Here is a 24,167-nt window from a genome sequence, read left to right on the forward strand (position 1 = left end):
CATGACTGCGCAGGTTCATGTCCCGTCTCTGCTCGCCCGGGCCGGTACCGCCTCGGTGCTGACACTGGCCGCCGTCGGGGGCACCATGCTCGCGCCGGGCGGCGCCACCGAGGCCCAGGCGGCGGCTCCGTCGCTGAAGGCGCTCAACGTCGCGGCCTCCAAGAAGGGGGCGCCGTACCGGTGGGGGGCCACCGGCCCCTCCCGCTTCGACTGCTCGGGGCTGACGGTCTACTCGTTCAAGAAGGCGGGCAAGAAGCTCCCCCGCACGGCCCAGCAGCAGTACAACAAGACCCGCCACGTCTCGTCCTCCCGCCGCCAGCGTGGAGACCTGGTCTTCTTCCACTACGGTCGCAACGTCTACCACGTGGGGATCTACGCCGGGAACAACAAGATCTGGCACTCACCGAGGACCGGCGCCGTGGTCCGGCTGGAGAAGATCTGGTCGAAGAGCGTCTACTACGGACGCGTCCGCTGACGTCCCGTCCGGCGGACCGGAGCCGTCGCAGACTCCGGTCCGCCGGGCAGGCCCGGCCCATCCACCGCGACCGGTGCCCGCCGGCGCACCGCTCCGGGCCCTCGGCGGACGGGGCCTGCCGCTCAGTGCGGCGCGGAGGCCTTCCACGGGAGTTCGATCCAGACCGTCTTGCCGCCGTCCGCGGTGGGCGTGACGGACAGCCGCCCGCCGCACTCCACGGCCAGCATGCGGATGATCGCCATCCCCCGGCCGTTGTCCTGCTGAACGGCGGCGGGCAGTCGGCGGGGCCGACGCGGGTGGCTGTCCGTCACTCCGAGAAACAGCCGTTCCTCCCGCTCCAGCCGCAGATCGACGGTGAAGGTGGGCGATTGCCCGAGGGTGTGCTGAATGGCGTTGGTCGCCAGTTCCGAGACGACGAGTCGGACGGCGTCGGCGAACTCGGCATCCGCGGCCAGGCCCCATTCGGTGAGCACCTGGGACACATGTCCACGGGCCGCCGGGACCGATACCGGCTCGCTCGGCAGAGTGATGCTTGCTTCCCGACGATCTGCCATGGCCGGCCACCCCTCTCCCACCCGGACCGGTACGCACGCTCGGTCCTGGTTGCGCTTCGCGCCAGACTGCCACCGCTCCCGCCCGTTGTGACGGGGTTCCGCCAAGATAGGTGGACCACTGTCGCCCGATGCGGTGAAATCCGTCCAGGAAAACCGTACGTGCGCGCCAGTGCCCGCCGGGGGCGAGCCGCCTGTGCAAGGGGGCGGGGCCGCGCATCCGGGTGGCCCGGCCCCGCGCCGCCCCCTCGCGTGTACCGGCGGAGCCCAGGACGGCGCACCGTGCTCCGGGGACCGGCCGGCCAGGCGGCCCTTCGCGGTCCGCGCCGGGTTCCGGTCAGCCGGCGGGGGCGGTGCGCCGCACGGTGTCCACCGCCTCGGCGATCTGCGCCTCGGTCAGGTCGGCCCGCGCGGTGAGCCGCAGTCGCGAGACGCCGTCGGGCACCGACGGCGGCCGGAAGCATCCGACCGTGACGCCCGCCTCACGGCAGTCGGCCGCCCAGCGCACCGCCGCGTCCGCCGACGGGGCCCGTACGGAGACCACGGCGGCGTCGGGACGCACGGCCGCCAGTCCGGCCCCGGTCAGCCGCTCGTGGAGCCCCGCGGCGACCTCACGGACCCGCGCGGCGCGGTCCGGCTCGCGGCGGAGCAGGAGGAGGCTGCCGAGCGCGGCGCCCGCGGCGGCCGGTGCCAGACCCGTGTCGAAGATGAACGTCCGGGCCGTGTTGACGAGGTGCTCGATCACCCGGGCGGGGCCGAGGACCGCTCCGCCCTGGCTGCCCAGGGCCTTGGAGAGGGTGAGCGTGGCGACGATTCCGTCGCCGCCCGCGAGCCCCGCGGCGGCCAGGGCGCCCCGGCCGCCCTCCCCCAGCACTCCCAGGCCGTGCGCGTCGTCGACGAGCAGAGCGGCGCCCTCCGCCCGGCACGCCTCGGCGAGCGACGGCAGCGGCGCGGCGTCGCCGTCGACCGAGAACACCGAGTCGGTGACCGCCAGCCCGCGGCCGTCACGCGTCCGCAGGGCCTTGCGCACCGCGTCGGGGTCGGCGTGCGGGACGACGACGGTCTCGGCCCGGGACAGCCGGCAGCCGTCGACGATCGAGGCGTGGTTGCCCGCGTCGGAGACGATCAGTGCGTCGCGACCGGTCAGGGCGGTGAGGGCGGCGAGGTTGGCCGCGTACCCGGACGACAGCACCAGAGCCGCCTCGAACCCGCAGAATGCGGCCAGTTCGCGTTCGAGTTCGGCGTGCAGGGCGGTGGAGCCGGTGACGAGTCGTGAACCGGTCGCGCCGGCGCCCCAGCGGCGCGCGGCCTCGGCCGCCGCGCCGGTGACCTCGGGGTGCCGGGCGAGTCCCAGATAGTCGTTGCTCGCGAGATCCAGGGACTGCGTCTCGGCGGTCCTCGGGCGGAGCGCACGGACGAGTCCGGCCTCCGCGCGGCGGCGCGCCGCGTCGTCGATCCAGTCGAACGGGGCGAAGGACATGAGCGGTCCCTTTTGTAGGCAGTTCACAGACCCTAACCGTGGCGCCACCAGGTCATGGTGTGGCAATACACACACCCTTCGCGGGGTCTGTTGTCCGGTTCCTCCTTGGCTACGGGGTGTGCCATGGGACAGGATCAGCGCCATGGACCTCCTGAACACGCTGGTGGACAAGGGTCTGCGGCGCGAGCCGCCGACCCGTGAAGAAGCCCTCGCCGTTCTGGCGAGCTCGGACGACGATCTGCTCGACGTGGTGGCCGCGGCCGGAAAGGTGCGCCGTCAGTGGTTCGGGCGGCGGGTGAAGCTGAACTATCTGGTCAATCTCAAGTCCGGTCTCTGCCCCGAGGACTGCTCGTACTGCTCGCAGCGGCTGGGCTCGAAGGCGGAGATCCTCAAGTACACCTGGCTGAAGCCGGACGAGGCGTCCAAGGCCGCCGCGGCCGGGGTGGCGGGGGGCGCCAAGAGGGTGTGCCTGGTGGCGAGCGGGCGCGGGCCGACGGACCGCGACGTCGACCGGGTGTCCCGGACCATCGAGGCGATCAAGGAGCAGCACGAGGGCGTCGAGGTGTGCGCCTGCCTCGGCCTGCTGACGGATGGTCAGGCCGAGCGGCTGCGGGCGGCGGGCGCCGACGCGTACAACCACAACCTCAACACGTCCGAGGGGACGTACGGGGACATCACCACCACGCACACCTACGCGGACCGGGTGGAGACCGTGCGGCAGGCCCAGGGCGCCGGGCTGTCGGCGTGCTCCGGTCTGATCGCGGGGATGGGCGAGAGCGACGCCGATCTGGTCGACGTGGTCTTCTCACTGCGCGAGCTGGACCCGGACTCGGTTCCGGTGAACTTCCTGATCCCGTTCGAGGGGACCCCGCTGGCGAAGGAGTGGAACCTCACCCCCCAGCGGTGCCTGCGCATCCTGGCGATGGTCCGGTTCGTCTGTCCGGACGTGGAGGTGCGGCTGGCGGGAGGGCGCGAGGTGCATCTGCGCTCGATGCAGCCGCTGGCCCTGCACCTGGTCAACTCGATCTTCCTCGGTGACTACCTCACCAGCGAGGGGCAGGCCGGGCAGGCGGATCTGGACATGATCACGGACGCCGGTTTCGTGGTGGAGGAAGCGGACACGACGACGCTTCCCGCGCACCGCGCTCCGGCGGGCGGCGGCTGCGGCGGTCACGACGGCGGGTGCGCGCCGTGCGGCGACGCCGCGCCCGAGGAGGAGACCGCGGGCTCCGGTGACGCCGGGTCCGCGCGCCCGGACCTGGTGGCGGTGCGGCGTCGCGGCGCTGGTACGGATCTCGCCCCCAATGCCTGAGTCCCTCTCCCTCGCCGAGTTGCGGGCCCTGGACCGGAACCACGTCTGGCACCCGTACGGCCCGATGCCGGGACGCCAGGAGCCGCTGGTCGTGGAGTCCGCGTCCGGGGTGCGGCTCCGGCTCGCCGAACCGGCCCACGGGCAGCACGAGTTGGTCGACGGGATGGCGTCGTGGTGGTCGGCGGTGCACGGCTACAACCACCCGGTGCTCAACGCGGCGGCACGCGGTCAGCTGGACCGGATGAGCCATGTGATGTTCGGGGGGCTCACCCATGAGCCGGCGGTACGGCTGACCGCCCGGCTGGTCGAGATCACCCCGGAGCCACTGCGGCATGTCTTCCTCGCCGACTCCGGTTCGGTGTCGGTCGAGGTCGCGGTGAAGATGTGCCTGCAGTACTGGCGCTCGGTGGGACGGCCCGCCAAGCAGCGGCTGCTGACCTGGCGCGGCGGCTATCACGGCGACACCTGGCAGCCGATGTCGGTGTGCGACCCCGAGGGGGGCATGCACGAGCTGTGGTCGGGTGTTCTGCCCCGGCAGGTCTTCGCGGGCGCCCCGCCGGCCGGTTTCGACGCGGATCCGGACCCGGAGTACGTACGCCACCTGCGGGAACTGATCGCGGAACACGCGGACCGGCTGGCGGCGGTGATCGTGGAACCGGTGGTGCAGGGCGCGGGCGGGATGCGGTTCCACTCCCCCGCCTATCTGAGGGTGCTGCGCGAGGCGTGCGACGCCCACGACGTCCTGCTGGTGTTCGACGAGATCGCCACGGGCTTCGGCCGTACGGGGAAGCTGTTCGCGTCCGGGCACGCGGGGGCGTCCCCGGACGTCATGTGTGTCGGCAAGGCGTTGACCGGCGGCTATCTGACGATGGCGGCGACGCTGTGCACCTCACGGGTCGCCGAGGGCATCTCGCGGGGCGAGGTGCCGGTGCTGGCGCACGGTCCGACGTTCATGGGCAATCCCCTGGCCTCGGCGGTGGCGTGCGCGTCCCTGGACCTGCTGCTGGGCGGGGACTGGGAGGGGGACGTCGAGCGGATCGGGGCGGGGCTGCGGAACGGTCTCGCCACGGCGGCGGAGCTGCCCGGGGTACGGGATGTGCGGACACTGGGCGCGATCGGTGTCGTACAGCTCGACCACGAGGTGGACATGGCCGCCGCGACCCGTGCGGCGGTGCGGGAAGGGGTGTGGCTGCGGCCGTTCCGCGACCTCGTCTACACCATGCCGCCGTATGTGACGGACGACGACGACGTGGCGCGGATCTGCCGGGCCGTGTGCGCGGCGGCGCGGGAAGGCTGAGATGGGCGTTCTGGTGGTGACGGGGACGGACACGGAGATCGGCAAGACCGTCGTGACCGCGGCGGTTGCCGCGGCGTGGCGGGACCGGCGGGTCGCGGTCCTCAAGCCCGCGCAGACGGGCCTGGCGCCCGGCGAGCCAGGGGACGCCGAGGAGGCGGCACGGCTGGCGGGCGCCCATGTCACGGCGGTCGAACTGGCCCGATTCCCCGAGCCGTTGGCGCCCGCCACGGCGGCCCGGAGGTCCGGCCTGCCGCCGGTGCGCCCGTACGAGATCGCCGAGGCCGCCCAGAAGCTGGCGACCGAGCACGACGTGGTGCTGATCGAGGGCGCGGGCGGTCTGCTCGTGCGCTTCGACGACGAGGGCTCGACCCTCGCCGACGCGGCCCGGCTGCTGTCCGCCCCCGTGCTGGTCGTGGCGCGGGCCGGGCTGGGCACGCTCAACGCCACCGCGCTGACCTCCGAGGCCCTCCGGGTCCGGGAACTGGAGTGCCTCGGCGTGGTGGTGGGCAGCATGCCCGCCCAACCGGACCTGGCCGCGCGCTGCAATGTGGCGGACCTTCCGGTGGCGGCCGGCGCCCCGCTGCTGGGGGCGGTTCCGGCCGGGGCGGGGGCGCTGGCGCCTGCGGACTTCCGTGCGGGGGCCAGGAGTTGGCTGGCGGCGGAACTCGGAGGGACCCGGTCGGCGGCGCCGCATCGGAAGCCGCGAGCCGGTGAACCTCTCCGGTCGCGGCACTAGTTCCGGAAGCGGCGCCGGGGCCGGCGGGACGGCGCCGGCGCGAAGGGGGCGCGGGCGGCCGGGAGCGGCGTTCTCCCGCCTCCCGTCGACCGGCCGGACCTCCGAGCGGCGTGGAAAGCGCTCGCGGAGGGGGTCGGCGGTCTGGTTGGCTCGTCCCGTGAACGATCTGCACATACGCCGCGCCAGCCCGTCGGACATCGAAGCCGTACTGCGGTTCTGGCACACGGCCGCGGAAGGCACGAGCATCACCGACGACCGTGCCGGCGTGGCCAGGCTCATCGCACGGGATCCCGAGGCGCTGCTCCTCGCGGAGCGCGACGACGCCCTCGTGGGCACCGTGATCGCCGGCTTCGACGGCTGGCGGTGCTCCGCCTACCGGCTGGCCGTCCACCCCGACCACCGCCGTCAGGGAATCGCCACCGCCCTGCTGGCGGCCGCGGAGGAACGCTTCGCCGGCCTGGGCGGGCGACGGGTCGACGCCATGGTCCTGGAAGCCAACGAGCGGGCGCACCACACCTGGGCCTCGACCGGCTACCACCGCGAGGACCACTGGCGGCGCTGGGTCAAGCCGCTGTGACCGGCGGCGAGGACCGGGGCGAAGACCGCGGGCACAGCCCGTGGACGCCGGTGAGCGGGCCGGAGCGGCGTCACACGACGCGGTGAAATCCCTGGCGGGCAGGAAAGGGTTCCATAGGAAAGCGAGCGACTTTGCTGATCCTTTACCATGGATGTGCTCTGACCCGATCCCTCCGAAAGGTGTGTACGTCCGCCCATGGGCGAGCCCCCTAGTCATAGACACAGCCATAGACACAGCCGAAGCAGTCACGACCGACATCGAGCGGTCCCCCCGCCCCTGTCCGATCATGGGACGGAGGTGAACCGATGACCGAAGTGCTTCTGCTGCTCGTCGCGGTACTGCTCTCCCTCGCATGCGGGGCGTTCGTCGCCGCCGAGTTCTCGTTGACGACGGTCGAGCGCGGCCAACTCGAACGCGCCATCGAGCAGGGCGAGCGCGGCGCGGCGAGCGCGCTGAAGGCCGTGCGCAGCCTCACCTTCCAGTTGTCCGGCGCCCAGCTCGGCATCACCGTCACCAACCTGGTGGTCGGCATGCTCTCCGAGCCGTCCATCGCGAAGCTGATCCGGGGGCCCGTGGAGGCCGTGGGCCTGCCCCCCGGCGTGGCGTCGTCCGTGGCCCTCGTGCTGGGAACCGCCCTGTCCACGGTGTTCCTGATGGTCGTCGGCGAACTCGTCCCGAAGAACTGGGCGATCTCGTCACCGCTCGCGGTGGCGAAGGCCGTGGCGACCCCGCAGCGGGCCTTCACCGCCGTGTTCCGGCCGTTCATCGGCCACCTCAACAACACCGCGAACCGGATCGTGCGCCGCTTCGGGCTGGAGCCCGCCGAGGAGCTGGCCTCCGCCCGCGGCCCGCAGGAGCTGGTGGCCCTGGCCCGGCACTCCGCCAAGGAGGGCGCCCTGGAGGCGGACACCGCCGAACTGTTCGTCCGCACCCTCCACCTGTCGGAACTCACGGCCCAGCACGTCATGACGCCTCGGGTGCAGGTCACCGCCCTGGACGTGCAGGCGACCGCCGAGGACGTCGCGAACGCCACCCGTGCCACCGGCCTGTCCCGGTTCCCCGTCTACCGGGGCAATCTCGACACGGTCGTCGGCGTGGCGCACATCAAGGACGTCCTGGCCATCCCCGCCGAGCAGCGGCCCCGTACGCGCGTCTCGCAGATGCTGCACGAACCCCTGCTCGTGCCGGAGACCCTCACTGTGGACCGGCTCCTCGACCAGCTGTCCGGGAAGCTCGCGATGGCGGTCGTCATCGACGAGTACGGGGGTACGGCCGGGGTCGTGACCCTGGAGGACATCGTCGAGGAGGTCGTCGGCGAGGTGCGCGACGAACACGATCCGCACGAGACGCCGGACCTGTCACCGGCCGGTGAGGACGCCGACGGACGGACCCTGTGGTCCGCCGACGGCGCCGCCCGCCTCGACCAGCTGCAGCGAATCGGGCTGCGGGTGCCGGACGGCCCGTACGAGACGCTCGCCGGGCTCGTCGCCACCGAGGTCGGGCGCATCCCGGTCGTGGGCGACACCGTCGAACTGGCCGGCTGGCGGATCGATGTCGTGGACGCCTCCGGGCGCCGTGCCGCGCGGGCCCTCCTGCACGCGCCGCTGCCCGGCGAGGACGACGAACGGACGGAGGACGCCCGATGACCGCCGTCCAGCTCTTCATCGGACTGGCGACCCTGGTCGTCAACGCCTTCTTCGTCGGCGCGGAGTTCGCGCTGATCTCCGTGCGCCGCAGCCAGGTCGAGCCGCAGGCCGAGGCCGGGGACCGGCGGGCCCGGAGTGTCATCTGGGGCCTGGAGCACGTGTCGGCGCTGCTCGCGGCGGCACAGCTGGGCATCACCCTGTGCACCCTGGTCCTCGGTGTCGTCGCCGAACCGGCCATCGCCCACCTTCTGGAGCCCGTCTTCGACGCGGTGGGGGTGCCCGACGGGCTGGTCCACCCGATCTCGTTCGTGATCGCGCTCTCCGTCGCCACCTACCTGCACATGCTGCTGGGCGAGATGGTGCCGAAGAACATCGCCCTGGCCGAGCCCGTACGGGCCGCCCTGCTGCTCGGGCCCCCGCTGGTGGCCCTCGCCAGGGCGCTGCGCCCGGTGATCTTCACCATCAACGCCTTCGCCAACGTGCTGCTCAAGCTCCTGCGGGTCGAGGCGAGGGACGAGGTGGTCGCCACGTTCTCCGACGACGAGATGGCCCGGTTGGTGAAGGACGCCGGGGACGCCGGGCTCGTCGACGACCGTTCGGCCGAGCGGCTGCGCTACGCGCTCGAACTCGGCCGTCGGCCGGTGCGGGAGGTGGCGCTCCCGGTGGAGAGGGTGACGCATACCCGGATCGGGACGACGCCGGAGCAGTTGGAGCGGCTCTCGCACGAGACGGGCTTCTCCCGCTTCCCGGTGGTGGACGGCGAGGGCCGCATCCTGGGCTATCTCCATGTGAAGGACGCCCTGGACGCCACCCCGCGCGACCTGCCGTTCCCCGTGACGGCGATGCGGCCGATCGCCAGAGTGCGGGCCGAAACCCCGCTCGACGACGTGCTGACCGCGCTGCGGCGCAGCCGCACCCATCTGGCGGCGGTGCTCGACGAGCACGGCAAGCTGGCGGGGATGGTCACCATGGAGGACGTCCTGCGGGAGCTGATGGGACGCTCGCAGGCCCAGTGAGGCGGCGCCGGTCCGCGGCCCGGTGGGACGGGTCGCCCGCGCGACTGCGCGGCCGGTCTCCCGGGCGGCGGGGCCCGCTGCCCGGGAGACGGGTGGCGGGTGCCGCCCTCCGGACGGCCGGGCCCCTGTGCCGACGGGGCGTTCGCACGGCGCGAGGGGCCGCTGGCCGATGAGACGTGCGGTGGGTTCCCCCTGCCCCGAAGGGACCGGACCGCACCGCGATACGATCGCGTCGCCATGGAGATGAATGCCTCGTACAGCAGTCTGGTCGCGGTCGGCGACTCGTTCACCGAGGGCATGTCGGACCTGCTGCCCGACGGCACATACCGGGGCTGGGCCGATGTTCTCGCCGGCCGGCTCGCGGCCCGCACGCCGCGGTTCCGTTACGCGAACCTGGCGGTACGGGGCAAGCTGATCGGCCAGATCGTCGACGAACAGATCGATGCCGCCGCCGCCCTGCGGGCGGACGTCGTCACGCTCGTCGGCGGGCTCAACGACGCGCTCCGGCCCAAGTGCGACATGGGCATGGTCCGCGCACGGTTCGAAGAGGCCGTCGAACGCCTTGCGCCCTCGTGCGGAACGCTCGTGCTGATGCGCAGTCCCGGGCGGCGCGGTCCGGTGATGGAGCGCTTCCGGCCGCGCATGGAGGAGCTGTTCTCCCTGGTCGACGAAGTGGCCGCCCGCCACGGCGCCTCCGTCGTCGACCTGTACGGAGCGCCGGCCCTGGGCGACCCCCGCCTGTGGGACGTCGACCGGCTGCACCTGACGGCCGACGGGCACCGCAGGGTGGCGGAGGCGGTCTGGCAGACGCTGGGACTGCCGCCCGAGAGCGAGTGGCGGACCCCGCTCCCGCCCGCCGCCGCTCCGAAGTGGGCGGCACGGCGCGTCGCGGATCTCCATTTCGCCCGTCAGCACCTGCTGCCGTGGATAGGCCGCCGGCTGACCGGCCGTTCCTCCGGGGACGGGCGTACCGGCGCCCAGTACAGCACCGAACTGGGACGAGCGTTCTGGATCACCCCGGAGCACGACGGCGACCCCGGCCCGGTGGCCTCGTGGCACAGGGTGGACGTGACCCCTCTCTCATAGCAACCCACAAACCCGGCCACGGCGCCGGCCTGCACGAACCGCCAGTAGAATCTGGCCATGTGACTGCTGTGTCTGCGAAGCCTCGCATCCCCAATGTCCTGGCCGGCCGCTACTCCTCCACGGAGCTGGCCGTCCTCTGGTCCCCCGAGCAGAAGGTGAAGCTGGAGCGCCGGCTGTGGCTGGCGGTGCTGCGCGCGCAGCAGGACCTCGGGATCGAGGTGCCGGACACCGCCCTCGCCGACTACGAGCGCGTCCTGGAACAGGTCGACCTCGCCTCGATCGCCGAGCGGGAGAAGGTCACCCGGCACGACGTCAAGGCCCGCATCGAGGAGTTCAACGACCTCGCCGGGCACGAGCAGATCCACAAGGGCATGACGTCCCGGGACCTCACCGAGAACGTCGAGCAGCTCCAGATCCGGCTCTCGTTGGAACTCATGCGCGAGCGCACGGTGGCGGTGCTGGCCCGGCTGGGCAAGCTGGCCGCCGAATACGGCGAGCTGGTCATGGCCGGCCGCTCCCACAATGTCGCCGCGCAGGCGACCACCCTCGGCAAGCGGTTCGCGACCGCCGCGGACGAACTCCTGGTGGCCTACGGACGGCTGGAGGACCTGCTGGCCCGCTATCCGCTGCGCGGCATCAAGGGCCCGGTGGGCACGGCCCAGGACATGCTCGACCTGCTGGGCGGCGATGCCGAGAAGCTCGCCGCGCTGGAGCGGCGGATCGCCGAGCACCTCGGCTTCGCCCACGCCTTCACCTCCGTCGGACAGGTCTACCCCCGGTCGCTCGACTACGACGCGGTCACCGCGCTGGTGCAGCTGGCCGCGGCGCCGTCGTCCCTCGCCAAGACGATCCGTCTGATGGCCGGGCACGAGCTCGTGACCGAGGGCTTCAAGCCGGGCCAGGTCGGCTCGTCCGCGATGCCGCACAAGATGAACACCCGCTCCTGCGAGCGCGTCAACGGCCTGATGGTGATCCTGCGCGGCTACGCGTCGATGACCGGCGAACTGGCGGGCGACCAGTGGAACGAGGGCGACGTGTCCTGCTCGGTGGTCCGCCGGGTGGCGCTCCCCGACGCGTTCTTCGCGTTCGACGGGCTGCTGGAGACGTTCCTGACGGTGCTCGACGAGTTCGGGGCGTTCCCGGCCGTCGTCGCCCGCGAACTGGACCGCTATCTGCCGTTCCTCGCCACCACCAAGGTCCTGATGGGGGCGGTGCGTGCCGGTGTCGGCCGTGAGGTCGCCCATGAGGCGATCAAGGAGCACGCCGTCGCCTCGGCCCTGGCCATGCGCGAACAGGGTGCCGAACGCAACGAGTTGCTCGACAAGCTGGCCGCCGACGAACGCATCCCGCTGGACCGGGCGCAGCTGGACGCCCTGATGGCCGACAAGCTCTCTTTCACGGGGGCGGCGGGCGACCAGGTCGCCGTGCTGGTCTCCCGGATCGGGGAGATCGTCGAACAGCACCCCGAGGCCGCCGCGTACCGGCCGGGCTCCATCCTCTGACGGTCTCCCCCACCGCAGCCGATGACGCCCGACGAGCTCCTGGCCGCCCGCGACCGCACTGTTCCCGATGTGGTCGCGGACGGCCTGAGCGTGCTGTTGTGCGGGATCAATCCGAGCCTGATGACCGGGGCGACCGGTCATCATTTCGCCCATCCCGGCAATCGTTTCTGGCCCGTGCTCCATCGGTCGGGTTTCACCCCTCGGCTGCTGAATCCGGCGGAGCAGTCGGAACTGCTGCGCTACGGCCTGGGCATCACGAACGTGGTCGCGCGGGCCACCGCACGCGCGGACGAACTGTCCGCCGAGGAGTTCCGCGAGGGCGGGCGGATACTCGCGGCCAAGGCCGAATGGCTGAGACCCCGGTGGCTGGCGGTCGTCGGCGTCACCGCCTACCGCACGGCGTTCGGCAGGCGGACCGCCCGGATCGGCCCGCAGGACCACACGATCGGCGGCGCCCGGGTCTGGGTCCTCCCCAACCCCAGCGGTCTGAACGCCCACTGGACGATCCGGACGATGGCCGAGGAGTACGCGCGCCTGCGCGCCGTTGTCGAGCAGGAAGGCCCGACGGACGCGTGAGGAGCCCGTAGCCCGTCGTGTCACCGCACGGCCCGCCCGGCCCCGTCACGGTGGATCGACCTCCGTCACCACGACGTTCAGCTCGCAGCCCGGACCGTCCTCCTCCAGGTAGAGGCCCATGGCGATCCAGCGGTCCTCGATCCGCCACAGCTGGAGGTACTCGCAGCCCGCGACCGTGTCGGCCCACGCCTCCGGTATCTCCTCACCGGCCGTCATCCGGGCCTGCGCGCTCCACAGGCTGATCGTCTGCGGCTCGCCCCAACGGCTGATGAGCAGCGTCAGCAGCGCGTCGTGTTCCGCGAGGCACTGGGTCCGGTGTTCCAGCCGTACCGCCTCGTCCCCGTCCCCGTGGTCGATGTCCGCGTGCAAGGACGCCGTGTGATAGCCGGGCCCGCTGACTCCCGAACCCGACCGGTCGCGCTCCGCGGGAAAGGCACGGGTGCGCATCCCGTCGATGAGGCGGAGGTGATGTGCGGTGGTCATGCCGTCAGTAAACCCCCCGGCACTGACATTCGCCTGCGCGCTGCGGCCTTTGAAAGGCACTCAACTCCTTCTCCCGGCCCTCCCCCTCCCCGGCCCGCCCCGCGGTTCGGGGCCGCTCCCGGGATCCTGGTGGAACACCAGCTGCTGGGCACGGTCGGCCGGATACCGCGCGACGCGAGTCGGCGGTTCCCCGGCCGATGAATCGGGATCCGTCGAGCGCGGAGAGCACCGTGAATCCCGTGGTCGATGCGGAGGCGTGGACCCCATGTCGCCGTCCTGTTCGCCGAGTTGGAGGCCCGGGACCGCACCGAGCCGCTGATCGCCGCGCACGAGTCCGGGTTCGTCGCCCCGAGCCGGGTCCGCCGGCCCCGGATGTCCGTTCCGGTCCACGGTCGCCCGGCACTCGGTCAGCGAGTACCATCCGCCTGACATGCGCACGAGCTGGGAGGACAGACCGTGGGGCGGCTGACCGGTGGTGATCCTTCACTGCTGCGGCGGATCAATTCCGCAGTGGTATTGCACGCCCTCCGGGGCGCCCACTCGCCCACGCTCACGGACCTGACCCGGATCACGGGCCTGTCCAGGCCGACGGTCGAGGGCGTCATGGAAGGGCTCTTCGAGGCCGGGCTGGTCGTCGAGTCGGTGCCCGACGAGGGCGAGGCCCGGCGTCAGGGGCGCCCGGCCCGGCGGTTCAGGTTCCGCGCCGAGGCCGGTCATCTGCTCGGTATCGAGATCGGCCCGCACCGGGTCTCCACCCTGCTCGCCGAGTTGGACGGCCGGATCATCGGGTCGAGCTCGCGTGAGGTGTCCGTGACGGCATGCGCCGATGAACGGCTCGACAAGGTCCGCATGGTGGTGGCCGACGTTCTGCGGCGGACGGGTGTGGCCCGGAGCAGTCTGCGCGCCGTCGGCGTCGGCAGCCCGGGCATCGTGGAGGCAGACGGGACCGTACGGCTGGGCACCGCGCTGCCGGACTGGACGGGGCTGGCGCTGGGCGAGCGGCTGAGGCGTTCGTTCCGCTGTCCCGTCCTCGTGGAGAACGATGCCAACGCCGCGGCGGTCGCGGAGCACTGGAAGGGTGCCGGCGCCGGGTCCGACGACATCGTGTTCGTCCTGGCCGGGCTGAGCCCGGGGGCCGGCTCGCTGATCGGCGGGCGGCTGCACCGCGGATTCGGTGGTGCGGCGGGTGAGATCGGCGCCCTGCACCTGCTGGGCCGGGAGGCCACGCCGGAGCGGCTGCTCTCGACGACGGACACGCCGCTGGAGCCGTTGGACGAGGCCGCGGTCGCCTCCGTGTTCGCCGAGGCGCGGCGCGGCGACACCCGGGCACAGGCGGCGGTCGAACGGTTCATCCGGCGTCTGGTGCACGATGTCGCGGCGCTGGTGCTGGCCCTGGACCCGGAGCTGGTGGTCGTCGGCGGGTGGGCCGCGGGACTGGACGGTGTGCTGGACCCACTCCGCCGTGAGCTGGCCCGCTACTGCCTGCGGCCACCGCGTGTGGCACTGTCGATGCTCGGCGAGGCGGCGGTGGCCACAGGTGCGCTGCGGCTGGCTCTCGATCATGTCGAGGAGCAGCTCTTCGCGGTGGAGGGAACGGTGACGGCCCGCCACTGAGCTCGACGGGCCGGTCACGGGGACCGTGACACGTCCACCGGCACCCGGCGCTCGCGTTCACGTCTGATGCGCTTCAGGGGCGGAGCCGGTGCCGTGGCCGGGAAGCGCTAACGGATGGCTCGCGGCGTCCGGTGCGGTGCGTCGCACGACGCAGGAGCGCCCGCATACCGGATGTATGCGGGCGTTTCGACAATACGGCGAGGCGCCCCAGCTGCCGACGGGCGCCCGCCAGGGATCAGGGAGCGCCCTCAGGTACCGGAGCCCTCCGTCCCGGCCGTGTTCAGGAAGCCTGCCGCTCCTGACCGTGGTGGCTGATCTCCAGGTCGCCCGAGTCGCCGAAGGTGAGCCGGCAGGTGTCGGCGCGGTAGGTGGCGACGGAGAGCGCCACGGTACCGCCCGCCGCCAGGTAGCGGGTGGTGACGACGAGCACGGGGGCGCCGGGGAGCCGGTCGAGTTCCTTGGCGTCGTCCGCGCGCGCCGAGCCGAGCTCCACCGACCGGTCCTGTCCGTCGAGGCCGAGGCGGTGCAGTTCGCGCAGGACGCTGCGGGCCCGGACGGGGCCGGACGACGCGTCGATGGAGGACAGTCCGGGCACGGACGACGACGGGACGTAGAGCTGCTCCGCCGCGATGGTCTGCGCCTGGGCGACGCGGATGCGCCGGACGATGTGGACCGGCTCGTCGCCGTCCACACCGAGCTCGGTGGCCACCGACGCGGGCGCGACCGCGGTCGAGCAGCCGACCGGCTGCCACGCTTCGCCGGCCGCGCCGCCGGACCAGTCGCGCTGCCCCGTGGAGACGGCGACCCCGACGCGCGGCGGGGCGACCGTGGTCCCGACGCCGCGGCGCCGCTGGAGCCTGCCCTCCAGTTCGAGCTGCTCCAGAGCCTGCCGGAGCGTGGCTCGGGCGACACCGAACCGAGCAGCGAGGTCACGCTCGTTGGGCAGGATCTCACCCACGGCGAAGTCCGAGTCGAGTGCCTCACTGAGCACGGTCTTGAGATGCCAGTACTTCGGCTCTTGCACCGATTCCAGCTGTGTGGTCCCCACCCTGTCCTCCGCAATCCCCAGCGGGCTTTCCGCGACGTTGTTTATTAAAGGTTCCTGCCTAACGGTGAGACCATAGGACGGGATACCACCTTGGTCAAGACCAATCCTCCTGCGGTCACGCAGAGAAAGGACACCTTGCCGCAGAGCGTTCACAGGACGTTCGCGGTGCCGTGAACCGCCCGCAGTGGAAAGACCACCCGTGGCCGGGTGGGTCGCGGAGTCCCGGAGGGCAGGGGCGGCAGCACCGGAGCGGTCACCGACCGTCACGCCACGATGAACGGGCGCCCCAGCATCGTGGAGTCGGCCGTCGAAGAGTCCGCGGATCGGCCGTCGGAGGGCTGCCCTACCGGCCGCCGGTCGACCAAATCACCGAGCTTGTCAGGGTTACGCACGATGTGCCCGCACGGATGATCCCGTTCGCGGCACCACCCGGACGACGGAGTCCGGGTCCCCAGCCGGGAGCGCGGGCAGCGCCGACCCGCCGTCGATTTCCACCGCCCGCACATCGCCGTCCTGGATCCGCACCTGGGCGACCCCCGCAGGAGGCGGCCAGAGGGCGTCAGCCGGTGGCGGAGTCACGACCACCGGAACCGCGTACCATGATCAATGTCAGTGGTGGGTTCTACGGTTTCTTCCATGACCCGATCCGTTCAGGCCTTGGCCTACGCACGCCCTTCTGCCGTGGAGACCTCGCGGTCCGGCCGGCTCCTCGGCCTGGAGACGTCAGGTGGGCTCACGCCCCGGGGCGCCGAACCCCATCCGCGGTTCTTCTCCGGCTTCCTCACCTCTCCGGGTGTCGCCGCCCGCGGCTTGCTGGCCGTGGCGGACGTGGCGTCCGCGCGCTACTACCAACGGACCCTGCCCGCGTCGCTCGACCCCGTGGTGACGGGCAACGGCGACCGGCTGCGTTTCGAGTCGTTCTCCGGCTGCTGCGGGGTGTACGCGCGCCTCGACGTGCTGCGGGAAGGGCTGGACGGCGCCGAGACGGGGCACGGCACGACGAACGTGGACGTCAACAACCCCCTGCGGGAAGCACTCTCGCGCCTGATGGGGGATGATCCGCTGCACCTGCGGGTGGGCCCGGACGAGATGGCCGTGACCACGCTGGACGGGCCGGTCGTGGAGAAGAAGGTGCCGCTGCCCGATCGCTGGCTGCGCGGCTTCGCCGAGGCGCAGGTGGTGTCGGCGGGCTTCGACCTGCGGGCCGAGTTGCCCGCCGCCGAGGCCGTGCGGTTCCTGCGGTCGCTGCCGCGCACGTCGGGGAACGCCTCGCGCGGTGCGCGCTGGATGGTTTCGGCAGGCAGGTCGTTGCGGCCGACGACGCGTCCGGGTGCGGGAGCGGTGTGTCTGCCGGGCCCCGAACGGCTGGCGGCGCTCCAGCGGGTGCTGCGTCATGCGACGTCCCTGCGGGTGTACGGGCCGGTGACGGACGGGGAGGCCACCGCGAGCGCCTGGGAGGTGGTGCTGCCGGGCATGCGGCTCACGCTGACGCTGTCGCCCGAGGCCTCGCGCGGCTTCTCCGGTGAGGGAGGGGTCCTCGAAGCGCTGGCCACCGAGGACGCCGCGGCCGACGCCGAGCTGGTGTCGCTGCTGCTGTCCTGGGAGCCGCGTATCGAGCCCGCCGATCTGGCGGAGCGGTCGGGCCTGACGGTGGAACGGGTACGGGCCGCGCTGACCCGGCTGGGGACGGCCGGCCGGGTCGGTTACGACCTCGCGGACGCGGCCTACTTCCACCGCGAGCTGCCCTACGACGCGGACCGCGCCGAGCGGCACAACCCGCGTCTGGTCGCGGCCCGGCGACTGGCCGCATCGGGCGCGGTCGTGCTCGACGGGGACGCGGCGGCCGTGTCCTCGGGCGAGCGCCGTTACCAGGTGAGAGAGAAGGACGGAATGCTCAGCTGTACCTGCCAGTGGTGGATCGACTACCGCGGCCGCCGGGGCCCGTGCAAGCACGCCCTGGCCGTACGGATGGTCCGTCGGGGCGCGCCGGTCGCCGGGGGTGTGCGATGAAGGAACTGCTCACCGCCGTCCGGAAGGGGCGGGTGAAGGAGGTCCCGGCTCTGGTGGCCGGGCTGGACCGGACCGAACGCCGGGCGGCGCTGGAGGAGTTGAAGTCCCTGCGCAAGGAGGCGCGGGGCTGGCACTGGAATGAGCGGGATCGGTCCCGCGATGCCCTGTTCGTGGCCGGGGCCGGCTGTCACACCGGGGCGGCGGCCTGCGCCACCTGGCTCGGTGGCCGGGATCTGGTGGGGTGGCGGCGGCCCCCGTTCCGGCGGGTCGTCGAGGTGCTGGCGGATCGCGACCCCGCCTGGATCGCCGATGTGGTGAACCGGCTCGCGTCACGGCCCGCGGCGGTGGAGTCCGCGTTCGACCTCATCAACGGCCTGATGCAGCTCGCACAGTGCCCCGTCCCCACCACGGACGCCTTCGTCCGCGGCTGGGCGGAGTCCGTCTCCAGCGAGCCCTGGCAGACACGGAGGACACGCCCTCTGACCGACATCCTCCGGGACGATCCGTACCTGCCGGTCCTCCTCCCGCGTGTCTTCGAGTTGCCCGAGCTGCCGCCGCAGATGACCTGGATCGAGGAGACGTCGCAGAATCCGTGCCAGTGGCTGGTGGCGCTTGCCCAGTTGGTCGACGAGGGCCTGGTCGAGCGGACGGCGCTCCTGGAGATGTGCCTGGCGCGGCTGCTCCGGGGCGGAAAGCCCACGGAACAGCGCTTCTGCCTGGCGATGGTGCGACGGCTGGAGATGACCGAGCAGGAGGAGACCGGTCATCTCGCCGACTGGATCGCCATGGCGGCGGACGGGCTCTCCGCCGTGGCCGGTCACGCCCAGGCGGTGCTCGGTCGGATGGACGAGCGCGGCGAGCTGCCGGTTCGGTCACTGGCGGAGGTCTCGGGTGCGGTGTTGTTCCGCGCGGAGAAGAAGCTGGTCCGGTCCCAGCTCGTGCTGATCGGCAAGGTGTTGCGACGCGATCCGTCGACGGCCGGCGAGTTGCTGCCCGTCGTCGCCGAGGTCTTCGGGCACGAGGACATCGGACTTCAGGAGCGGGCGCTGAAGCTCGTGACGCGGTACCTCTCCTCCGCCGGTGACGCGGCGCGGGAGGAACTGGCCCTCTCGGCGGAGCATTTGAACCCGGTGCATCACGCGGCCGCGGCCGAGGTGTTCGGCGGCCTGCTGGGCGACCGGCCGACGACGGAGGCGTACGAGGAGATGCTGCCGCTGCCTCCGGTACCGCTCCCCCTCGCGCCGGCCCCGGCAACGCTGGTCGAACTCGTCGAGGAGGTGGCGCTGCTGACTCGTGATCTGCGGTCCGGATTCGCCTCCTCCGGTGCGCCCCTCGACATGTCCGCGTTCGAACGGACACTGGACGGACTGGTGCGGCACGCCCATGCCGACCGGGCGGGCCTGGTCGACGCGCTGCGTGGGGCGCTGACCGGTCACTGGTGGATCGACGGCGAGTACAGCCCGCATCACAAGCGGTGGCTCATCTCGAACGCGGGTATCGAGATCGTCGTCGCCGCGCTCCTCGGCCGGGAGACGGGGCGGGACATGGAAGTCGGCCGTCCGTCGGGGAAGTCCCGGTGGGGCTGCGTCCACGCGGCACTGGACGGGATCCGCAAGGCCCGTCTGTGGGAGGCGGCCGACGCCGTGCAGGACGGCCGGCTGCCGTTTCTCCTGGCCGTACCCACAGCGCGCGCCGGCTCGCTCGATCCGGCCGTGCTGGTGGACCGGCTGTGCACCTATCAGCGGCTGGGGGTCCGGCCGGGCGAGATCGATTTCGGTCAGGCCCTGCTCCGTGTGCCGCGCGGCGAGAACCGGCACGAGGCCGCGGCGGCGGCCGCGGCTCTCGGCACCCCGGAGGGGGACCGTCTCGCGGCATGGCTGCGGATCGCCGAACCGCTCGCCCAGGCGCACCGCTTCGACCTGCCGAAGCAGACCCACAAGACCGGCCGCCTGGTGTCGACGCCGGGCGTCTGGACGCACCGTGTGCTGATGGCCACCGAGGAACGCCCGTTGATCCAGCGGGAGTTCCCTCGTCCGTTCCACTGGCTGGGGCAGCCGCACACGCCCACGCACGACCTCTGCTACCACTGGGGTGACCGGCCGGAGGGCTGGACCTCCTCCCTGCCTCAGGACGCGGAGACGCTGGCCGCCTGGCTGCTGCCGAACATCTCGATCGGCGCGGTCGAGGAGATACGGGGTACCCCCCGGCCGCTGCCGTCGCTCGCCGAGCTCGACGCGCCCGCGGGCCAGGCGGTCCATCTGGCGGTCGCCTACTGCCTGGCCTGTCGCCACCAGGAAGACCGCCTTCTGGCGGTGGACGCCCTGCTGATGCTCGCCGCGCGCCACCAACTGGACGCGGCACTGCTGGGAGAGCAGCTGACGGCTCTCCTCGATCACGGTCTGGCGAAGCCGAACCGGATCGCGGAATCCGCCCGTACCGCCGCCGCCACCGGCGCGTACCGAACGGTGCTCCGCGTGCTGGCCGCGGTCCTGCCCGGGCTGCTGGCCCGCCAGAAGGCCCCCCGCGGACTGAGTGATCTGCTCACGGTGGCCGCCGAATGCGCGGAACACTGCGGAGCGGTGCGGGCCGAGCCGATACCCGGGCTGGCCGAGACGGCGGCCCGTGGCGGCTCCTCCCAGCTGGTACGTCAGGCGGTGCGTCTGAAGACCGCCTGGGATCAGGGGGCGGGACCCGCGTGACCGACCACGGCACCACCGTGTGACACACCCGCATTCGTCGCACACGGAACGCGGCAGGGGCCGGGAGGAGACGGCCGACCCGGGCGGAGCGCATGGACTCCCCCGGTGGGCAGGGGTGTTCCCGGCACCCGACCGGTCAAAGCGCCCCGCCCCGGGGGACACCCGGGCCACCGGACATCCGGCGCCCGGACACCCCCGGCCACCGGCCGTCGCACGGCGGCCGGGGCCGCGCGGAAGGTCGTCCGCGAGGCCCCCGCCCGCCGCGCGCCGGCCCGCCGGGGAGCCCGGGCCGTCGCACAGATCCGCGCCCTATACGGGACGTGCCTCGGGAAGCGCCGTCACCGGCACCGGCATCGCTTCGGACACTCCGTCCGCCTCGGACGCCGGTCCCGCGTCGTCGGAGCCCAGCGCCTGCGAGAGATCGGCCCACAGGTCCTCGACGTCCTCCAGCCCGACGGACATGCGCAGCAGCCGGTCCCCGACACCGGACGCCTGCCGGTCGCCCTCCTCCACGATGCGGTGGCTGATGGAGGCCGGGTGCTGGATCAGGGTGTCGACGCTGCCCAGGCTCACCGCCGGCGTGATGAGCCGTACGGCCGAGATCACCCGGTGCGGATCCCCCTGCACCTCGAACGAGACCATCGCCCCGCCGATCTCGGGGTAGTGGACCCGGGCGACGCGGGGGTCGTCCGCCAGTCTGCGGGCCAGTTCCGCGGCGGTCGCGGAGGCCGCCCGTACCCGCACCGGGAGCGTGGCGAGCCCGCGCAGCAGCAGGTATCCGGCCATCGGGTGCAGCACGCCGCCGGTGGCGAAGCGCACCTGCCGCAGACCGGCGGCGAACTCCTCGTCGCAGGCGACGACGCCGCCCATCACATCGCCGTGTCCACCGAGGTACTTGGTGGCGCTGTGCAGCACGATCCGGGCACCGTGCTCCACCGGCCGCTGGAGGACGGGCGTGGCGAAGGTGTTGTCGACGAGCAGGGGCACCGACCCGCAGGAGTGCGCGACCGCCCGGATGTCGATCTCGGCGAGCGTGGGGTTGGCGGGCGTCTCCAATATCACCAGACCGGTGTCCGGCCGGATCGCCTCGGCGATGCCCGCCGGGTCGGTCCAGGTCACCTCGGTGCCCAGCAGGCCGGTGCCGAGGAGGTGGTCGCTGCACCCGTAGAGCGGGCGGACCGCGACCACGTGACGCAGCCCCGCGCCCGCCCGGACCAGCAGCACGGCGGTGAGCGCCGCCATTCCGCTGGCGAACGACACGGCGCTCTGGGTCCCTTCGAGCCGGGCGAGCGCGTCCTCGAACCGGGCCGTCGTCGGATTGTCCAGGCGTGCGTAGACGGGCGGGCCGTCGGGCCGGGCACCGGTCGCGGCGAAGGCGTCGATCCGCCCGGCCTCGCCCCTGGAGTCGTAGGAGGGGTAGGTGGTGGACAGGTCGATCGGCGGGGTGTGCAGTCCGAGGGCCGCAAGATCGTCGCGGCCCGCGTGCACGGCTTCGGTGGCGAGCGCGCGGGAGCGGGGGGCCGCCGGGGGCGCCATGGAGGAGTCGGTGTCCATGACAGTACTCTGAACATCACCCGGGCGCTTCCGCGCATATCCCGTGCTACGTTCGACAGATGTCCGAATCCGTCGCTCTCGACCCGGTGGATCTGCACATTCTGCGGCTGCTGCAGAACGATGCCCGGACCACCTACCGCGAACTGGCCGCCGAGGTCGGGGTCGCCCCGTCGACCTGTCTGGACCGGGTAGCCAGATTGCGTCGTTCCGGAGTCATTCTCGGCCACCGGCTGCGCCTGGACCCGGCACGGATCGGCCGGGGCCTGGAGGCCCTGCTCTCCGTACAGGTACGTCCCCATCGCAGGGAGCTGATCGGCCCGTTCGTCGAGCGGATCAGGGCGCTGCCGGAGTCCCGCGCGCTGTTCCATCTCACCGGGCCCGACGACTACCTGGTCCATGTCGCGGTCGCCGACACCGCGGATCTTCAGCGCCTGGTGCTCGACGAGTTCACGTCGCGGCGCGAGGTGGCCCGGGTCGAGACCCGGCTGATCTTCCAGCAGTGGGAGTGCGGACCGCTGCTGCCACCGGCGGCCGGTGCGACGGGAACAGGCCCCTGAGACCGAATGCTGATGACGCGGAGGTCCCCGCCGTACGAGGATGTCCGCATGTCAGAAATCTCCGGCAGCGCACTGCCCCGCCAGGTCGCCGACGCCTACGTCGACGCATACATCGAACTCGACCCGGTCGCCGGCACCTACCTGGGTGTCGCGGCGAGTTCGCGGCACCTCCCCGACTTCTCCCCCGCCGGGCAGGAGGCCCTCGCGGAACTCGCCCGCACCACCCTCGCGCAGCTTGACGCCGCCGAACGGCTGCCCGGCGCGGACACCGACGCCGAACGCCGCTGCGCCCGTCTGCTCCGCGAGCGCCTCACGGCGGAACTTGCCGTTCACGAGGCCGACGAGCGGCTGCGCACGGTCTCCAACATCCACTCCCCGGCGCACAGCGTCCGCGAGGTGTTCACGGTGACGCCGACCGAGACGGACGAGGACTGGGCGGCGGTCGTGGACCGGCTGCGCGCGGTGCCCGCCGCGCTGGAGGGGTACCGCGCGTCGCTGGCGCTCGGTCTGGAGCGCGAGCTGTACGGAGGTCCGCGCGCCACCGCGACGTTCATCGATCAGCTCGACGAGTGGGCGGGCAACGGCGGGACGGGCTTCTTCGAGGAGTTCGCCGCCGCCGGTCCGGCGTCCCTGCGCGCCGATCTCGACGAGGCCGCCGGGCTGGCGGCGAAGTCGGTCGCCGAGCTGCGGGACTGGATGCGCGACGTGTACGCCCCCGCGGTCGAGGGAGCGCCGGACATCGTGGGCCGCGAGCGGTACGCGCGCTGGTCGCGCTACTTCAACGGCACGGACCTGGACCTCGACGAGGCGTACGCGTACGGCTGGTCCGAGTACCACCGGTTGCTCGCCGAGATGAGGACGGAGGCCGAGAAGATCCTGCCGGGCGCCGGTCCGTGGGAGGCGCTGGCCCACCTCGACGTGCACGGCAAGCACATCGAGGGCGTCGAGGAGGTCCGGGCCTGGCTCCAGAACCTGATGGACGAGGCCATCGAGGCGCTCGACGGGACGCACTTCGAACTCGCCGAGCGGGTGCGGAAGGTGGAGTCCCGCATCGCCCCGCCCGGCGGCGCCGCGGCCCCGTACTACACGGGCCCGTCCGAGGACTTCTCGCGCCCCGGCCGTACCTGGCTCCCCACCATGGGCGAGACCCGATTCCCCGTCTACGACCTGGTCTCGACCTGGTACCACGAGGGCGTGCCCGGCCACCACCTGCAGCTCGCCCAGTGGACGCACGTCGCCGACAGCCTCTCCCGCTACCAGGCGTCCATCGGCATGGTGAGCGCCAACTGCGAGGGCTGGGCGCTGTACGCCGAGCGGCTCATGGACGAACTGGGCTTCCTGCCCGATGCCGAGCGCCGCCTCGGCTACCTGGACGCGCAGATGATGCGCGCCTGCCGGGTGATCGTGGACATCGGCATGCACGCGGAGATGGAGATCCCCGCGGACTCCCCGTTCCACCCCGGTGAGCGGTGGACCCCGGACCTGGCCCAGGAGTTCTTCGGCAATCACAGCGGCCGGCCCGCCGACTTCGTGGAGAGCGAACTCACCCGCTACCTCTCGATGCCCGGTCAGGCCATCGGCTACAAGCTGGGCGAACGCGCGTGGCTGCTCGGCCGGGAGAACGCCCGCACGGCGCACGGCGACGCGTTCGACGCCAAGGCGTGGCACATGGCGGCCCTGTCCCAGGGGCCGCTTGGACTCGACGATCTGGTGGACGAGCTGTCCAAGCTCTGACCCTGCCGGCTGACGCCCTTCTCCTCCCCGTTTGCCGAACGCTCGCGCCGGAGCGAGGAGAAGGCGGTCGCAGGCCCACTGCCCGCCCGGCCGGCATCCAGCTCTCCCGGAACCGGCCGGCCTCTGGGGCACGGGGCCGGCCGACGCGGGCGGCGGACCGCCCCGGCACGACCGGCCGCGGTTCGGGTCCGGCGGGACGGAGCCGGGCTCCACC

General features: G+C 72.5%; 20 protein-coding genes. 15 read left to right on the plus strand and 5 right to left on the minus strand.

Annotated features, from left to right (window positions below; translation table 11 throughout):
• The first annotated feature begins 1 nt into the window (after position 1).
• The gene (locus ACIHCL_RS20960) at positions 2-475 is read left to right on the plus strand and encodes a C40 family peptidase (protein ID WP_399863858.1); all 474 of its coding nucleotides are present in this window, start codon (positions 2-4) and stop codon (positions 473-475) included.
• A 122-nt stretch (positions 476-597) separates the two neighbouring features.
• Here the strand turns inward: ACIHCL_RS20960 and ACIHCL_RS20965 are convergent, their stop codons facing one another.
• Both ACIHCL_RS20965 and ACIHCL_RS20970 read right to left on the minus strand, forming a co-directional pair.
• Positions 598-1,029: an ATP-binding protein gene (locus ACIHCL_RS20965; RefSeq protein ID WP_399863859.1), complete on the minus strand. Its 432-nt coding sequence runs from the start codon at positions 1,027-1,029 to the stop codon at positions 598-600.
• 334 nt (positions 1,030-1,363) lie between these two features.
• Positions 1,364-2,506 (minus strand): 8-amino-7-oxononanoate synthase, encoded by a 1,143-nt coding sequence (locus tag ACIHCL_RS20970; protein WP_399863860.1) that lies wholly within the window; start codon positions 2,504-2,506, stop codon positions 1,364-1,366.
• Positions 2,507-2,648: 142 nt separating this feature from the next.
• Here ACIHCL_RS20970 and bioB point away from each other — a divergent pair, with 142 nt between their 5' ends.
• The 9 genes from bioB (at position 2,649) to mug (ending at position 12,254) form a co-directional block, all read left to right on the plus strand.
• Positions 2,649-3,818, plus strand: a complete 1,170-nt coding sequence (bioB, locus tag ACIHCL_RS20975; protein ID WP_399863861.1) for a biotin synthase BioB — start codon at positions 2,649-2,651, stop codon at positions 3,816-3,818.
• Positions 3,811-5,115, plus strand: coding sequence for an adenosylmethionine--8-amino-7-oxononanoate transaminase (locus ACIHCL_RS20980; protein WP_399863862.1), 1,305 nt, complete (start codon positions 3,811-3,813; stop codon positions 5,113-5,115). Before bioB ends, ACIHCL_RS20980 begins: the two co-directional genes overlap by 8 nt.
• A 1-nt stretch (position 5,116) precedes the next feature.
• Positions 5,117-5,851 (plus strand): dethiobiotin synthase, encoded by a 735-nt coding sequence (gene bioD, locus ACIHCL_RS20985; RefSeq protein WP_399863863.1) that lies wholly within the window; start codon positions 5,117-5,119, stop codon positions 5,849-5,851.
• A 157-nt stretch (positions 5,852-6,008) separates the two neighbouring features.
• On the plus strand, positions 6,009-6,428 hold the full coding sequence (locus ACIHCL_RS20990) for a GNAT family N-acetyltransferase (RefSeq protein WP_399863864.1): 420 nt from the start codon (positions 6,009-6,011) through the stop codon (positions 6,426-6,428).
• A gap of 305 nt (positions 6,429-6,733) precedes the next feature.
• Complete coding sequence (locus tag ACIHCL_RS20995) at positions 6,734-8,074, plus strand: hemolysin family protein (RefSeq protein WP_399863865.1); 1,341 nt, start codon at positions 6,734-6,736, stop codon at positions 8,072-8,074.
• On the plus strand, positions 8,071-9,090 hold the full coding sequence (locus tag ACIHCL_RS21000) for a hemolysin family protein (RefSeq protein ID WP_399863866.1): 1,020 nt from the start codon (positions 8,071-8,073) through the stop codon (positions 9,088-9,090). The genes ACIHCL_RS20995 and ACIHCL_RS21000 overlap by 4 nt, the downstream gene beginning before the upstream one ends.
• Positions 9,091-9,327: 237 nt before the next feature.
• Positions 9,328-10,176: an SGNH/GDSL hydrolase family protein gene (locus ACIHCL_RS21005; RefSeq protein WP_399863867.1), complete on the plus strand. Its 849-nt coding sequence runs from the start codon at positions 9,328-9,330 to the stop codon at positions 10,174-10,176.
• Positions 10,177-10,244: 68 nt separating this feature from the next.
• A complete protein-coding gene (gene purB, locus ACIHCL_RS21010; protein WP_399863972.1) occupies positions 10,245-11,678 on the plus strand; it encodes an adenylosuccinate lyase in 1,434 nt (477 codons plus the stop codon).
• A gap of 21 nt (positions 11,679-11,699) precedes the next feature.
• Positions 11,700-12,254 (plus strand): G/U mismatch-specific DNA glycosylase, encoded by a 555-nt coding sequence (gene mug / locus ACIHCL_RS21015; RefSeq protein WP_399863868.1) that lies wholly within the window; start codon positions 11,700-11,702, stop codon positions 12,252-12,254.
• A gap of 45 nt (positions 12,255-12,299) precedes the next feature.
• Here mug and ACIHCL_RS21020 read toward each other — a convergent pair whose 3' ends face one another.
• Positions 12,300-12,737, minus strand: coding sequence for a hypothetical protein (locus ACIHCL_RS21020; RefSeq protein ID WP_399863869.1), 438 nt, complete (start codon positions 12,735-12,737; stop codon positions 12,300-12,302).
• A gap of 456 nt (positions 12,738-13,193) precedes the next feature.
• On the opposite strand from ACIHCL_RS21020, the gene ACIHCL_RS21025 reads away from it, so the two are divergent.
• Complete coding sequence (locus tag ACIHCL_RS21025) at positions 13,194-14,351, plus strand: ROK family protein (RefSeq protein WP_399863870.1); 1,158 nt, start codon at positions 13,194-13,196, stop codon at positions 14,349-14,351.
• 280 nt (positions 14,352-14,631) lie between these two features.
• Here the strand turns inward: ACIHCL_RS21025 and ACIHCL_RS21030 are convergent, their stop codons facing one another.
• The gene (locus ACIHCL_RS21030; protein WP_399863872.1) at positions 14,632-15,399 is read right to left on the minus strand and encodes a GntR family transcriptional regulator; all 768 of its coding nucleotides are present in this window, start codon (positions 15,397-15,399) and stop codon (positions 14,632-14,634) included.
• Positions 15,400-16,035: 636 nt separating this feature from the next.
• Between ACIHCL_RS21030 and ACIHCL_RS21035 the strand changes: the two genes are divergently transcribed.
• Both ACIHCL_RS21035 and ACIHCL_RS21040 read left to right on the plus strand, forming a co-directional pair.
• Complete coding sequence (locus tag ACIHCL_RS21035; protein ID WP_399863873.1) at positions 16,036-17,409, plus strand: SWIM zinc finger family protein; 1,374 nt, start codon at positions 16,036-16,038, stop codon at positions 17,407-17,409.
• Positions 17,406-20,108, plus strand: a complete 2,703-nt coding sequence (locus ACIHCL_RS21040) for a DUF6493 family protein (protein WP_399863875.1) — start codon at positions 17,406-17,408, stop codon at positions 20,106-20,108. Before ACIHCL_RS21035 ends, ACIHCL_RS21040 begins: the two co-directional genes overlap by 4 nt.
• 309 nt (positions 20,109-20,417) lie before the next feature.
• Here the strand turns inward: ACIHCL_RS21040 and ACIHCL_RS21045 are convergent, their stop codons facing one another.
• Positions 20,418-21,662 carry a trans-sulfuration enzyme family protein gene (locus ACIHCL_RS21045; protein WP_399863876.1) on the minus strand — a complete coding sequence of 415 codons (1,245 nt, stop codon included), beginning with the start codon at positions 21,660-21,662 and terminating at the stop codon, positions 20,418-20,420.
• A gap of 59 nt (positions 21,663-21,721) precedes the next feature.
• On the opposite strand from ACIHCL_RS21045, the gene ACIHCL_RS21050 reads away from it, so the two are divergent.
• Positions 21,722-22,219 carry an Lrp/AsnC family transcriptional regulator gene (locus ACIHCL_RS21050; protein ID WP_399863878.1) on the plus strand — a complete coding sequence of 166 codons (498 nt, stop codon included), beginning with the start codon at positions 21,722-21,724 and terminating at the stop codon, positions 22,217-22,219.
• Between the two features lie 48 nt (positions 22,220-22,267).
• Positions 22,268-23,953, plus strand: a complete 1,686-nt coding sequence (locus ACIHCL_RS21055; RefSeq protein ID WP_399863879.1) for a DUF885 domain-containing protein — start codon at positions 22,268-22,270, stop codon at positions 23,951-23,953.
• Positions 23,954-24,167 lie beyond the last annotated feature (214 nt).

The organism is Streptomyces sp. NPDC052042 (assembly GCF_044548345.1).
GTDB lineage: Bacteria > Actinomycetota > Actinomycetes > Streptomycetales > Streptomycetaceae > Streptomyces.

Bases quoted from the DNA above. Each gene is read 5' to 3' on its own strand.
- bioB (WP_399863861.1), top strand. From the start codon at position 2,649: ATGGACCTCCTGAACACGCTGGTGGACAAGGGTCTGCGGCGCGAGCCG.
- ACIHCL_RS21035 (WP_399863873.1), top strand. From the start codon at position 16,036: ATGACCCGATCCGTTCAGGCCTTGGCCTACGCACGCCCTTCTGCCGTG.
- ACIHCL_RS20970 (WP_399863860.1), bottom strand. From the start codon at position 2,506: ATGTCCTTCGCCCCGTTCGACTGGATCGACGACGCGGCGCGCCGCCGC.
- ACIHCL_RS20965 (WP_399863859.1), bottom strand. From the start codon at position 1,029: ATGGCAGATCGTCGGGAAGCAAGCATCACTCTGCCGAGCGAGCCGGTA.
- ACIHCL_RS21005 (WP_399863867.1), top strand. From the start codon at position 9,328: ATGGAGATGAATGCCTCGTACAGCAGTCTGGTCGCGGTCGGCGACTCG.
- bioD (WP_399863863.1), top strand. From the start codon at position 5,117: ATGGGCGTTCTGGTGGTGACGGGGACGGACACGGAGATCGGCAAGACC.
- ACIHCL_RS20960 (WP_399863858.1), top strand. From the start codon at position 2: ATGACTGCGCAGGTTCATGTCCCGTCTCTGCTCGCCCGGGCCGGTACC.
- ACIHCL_RS21040 (WP_399863875.1), top strand. From the start codon at position 17,406: ATGAAGGAACTGCTCACCGCCGTCCGGAAGGGGCGGGTGAAGGAGGTC.
- ACIHCL_RS20980 (WP_399863862.1), top strand. From the start codon at position 3,811: ATGCCTGAGTCCCTCTCCCTCGCCGAGTTGCGGGCCCTGGACCGGAAC.
- ACIHCL_RS21045 (WP_399863876.1), bottom strand. From the start codon at position 21,662: ATGGACACCGACTCCTCCATGGCGCCCCCGGCGGCCCCCCGCTCCCGC.
- ACIHCL_RS21050 (WP_399863878.1), top strand. From the start codon at position 21,722: ATGTCCGAATCCGTCGCTCTCGACCCGGTGGATCTGCACATTCTGCGG.
- ACIHCL_RS20995 (WP_399863865.1), top strand. From the start codon at position 6,734: ATGACCGAAGTGCTTCTGCTGCTCGTCGCGGTACTGCTCTCCCTCGCA.
- ACIHCL_RS21055 (WP_399863879.1), top strand. From the start codon at position 22,268: ATGTCAGAAATCTCCGGCAGCGCACTGCCCCGCCAGGTCGCCGACGCC.
- ACIHCL_RS21020 (WP_399863869.1), bottom strand. From the start codon at position 12,737: ATGACCACCGCACATCACCTCCGCCTCATCGACGGGATGCGCACCCGT.
- mug (WP_399863868.1), top strand. From the start codon at position 11,700: ATGACGCCCGACGAGCTCCTGGCCGCCCGCGACCGCACTGTTCCCGAT.
- ACIHCL_RS21000 (WP_399863866.1), top strand. From the start codon at position 8,071: ATGACCGCCGTCCAGCTCTTCATCGGACTGGCGACCCTGGTCGTCAAC.